A 1,367-nucleotide genomic window follows, 5' to 3' on the forward strand; every position below is an offset into this window, starting at 1 on the left:
GCCTGAAGGTGCCCGGCCACGTGGACGACGTGCTCAAGGCCGTCAAGGCGCTCAAAAAGGCCGCCTGAAACAGCCCTGACGCCAGTTAGCAACAAAGAATTGCAAAGGATTGCCCTGTCACGCGAGTTGTGCATAATGAACTCATGCTGTTGACCTTCGCAACTGCGCCAAAAGAACAAGCCGCCCTGGTTTCAAGGCGGCTTTTTCGCTTCTGGAACCCTTCTTTTTTAGAGAGTTTTAAGCACTATGCCCCTGCCCCCTGCCCCGACCAAACGTGCCGCCCTGCTCTCCCCCGACGCGCTTGACGCGCCTGCCCGCTCGCCCTCCAAAGCACGCAAGACGGAAAGTGCCGAATCCGCCCAGAAACCCCCGGTGATGGACCTGTTTGACAGCCGCGCAGCAGGGGATGGCAGCCAGCATCCGTCAGCGTTTCAAGGAAAAGAGCCTGCCAACCCTTCAAGGACGAGCGCAAGCAGCTATAAAAAAGAGAGCATTCCACTGCCGCAGCCGGCTGCCAAGCCCAAAAAGGCCAAGCGCACTGGTCCCACCAAATTGTTCGTGCTCGACACCAATGTGTTGATGCACGACCCAATGTGCCTGTTCCGGTTTGAGGAGCACGACATCTTCCTGCCCATGATCGTGCTTGAAGAGCTCGACGGCCACAAAAAGGGCATGACCGAGGTGGCGCGCAACGCCCGCCAGACCAGCCGGACGCTGGACGCGCTGGCAGGCACCCAGGGCGCTGACATTGCCAAAGGCCTGAAACTGGACACCACCGGTCACCCTGAAGCTGGTGGCTGCCTGTTTTTCCAGACCAAACCGCTGGATTACACCCTGCCCATGAGCCTGCCGCAGGGCAAGGCCGACAACCAGATCCTGGGCGTGGTCGAGGCCTTGCGCAAGGAATACGCGCCGCGCGAGGTGGTTCTGGTGTCCAAGGACATCAACATGCGCGTCAAGGCCCGCGCCCTGGGTCTGGCCACAGACGACTACCAGAACGACAAAACACTGGAAGACGGCGACCTGCTGTATTCGGGCTCGCTGGCCCTGCCGGCTGACTTCTGGACGCGCCAGAGCAAAACCGTCGAAAGCTGGCAGCAAGGCAGCCACACCTTCTACCGCATCACGGGCCCCATAGTGGGCAGCCTGCTGATCAACCAGTTTGTGTTTTTTGAGGCCCCCGGCGAACCCCCGCTGTATGCCCGCGTGACGGAAATCCGGGCGAAAACCGCCGTTCTGAAGACCCTCAAGGACTACAACCACCTCAAAAACGCCGTCTGGGGCGTCACCACACGCAACCGCGAGCAAAACTTCGCGATGAACCTGCTGATGGACCCCGAAGTGGACTTCGTCACGCTGGCTGGCAC

General features: G+C 60.2%; 1 protein-coding gene and 1 pseudogene. Both read left to right on the forward strand.

Going from position 1 to position 1,367, the window contains the following annotated elements; all coding sequences use genetic code 11:
- Positions 1 to 68: pseudogene (locus tag AC1D1X_RS23370) on the forward strand (peroxiredoxin); the annotation flags it as partial.
- 178 nt (positions 69 to 246) lie between these two features.
- A partial coding sequence (locus tag AC1D1X_RS23375; RefSeq protein ID WP_477699353.1) for a PhoH family protein occupies positions 247 to 1,367 on the forward strand: 1,121 nt, incomplete at its 3' end.

The sequence above is a fragment of the Polaromonas sp. P1_G4 genome (assembly GCF_056405475.1).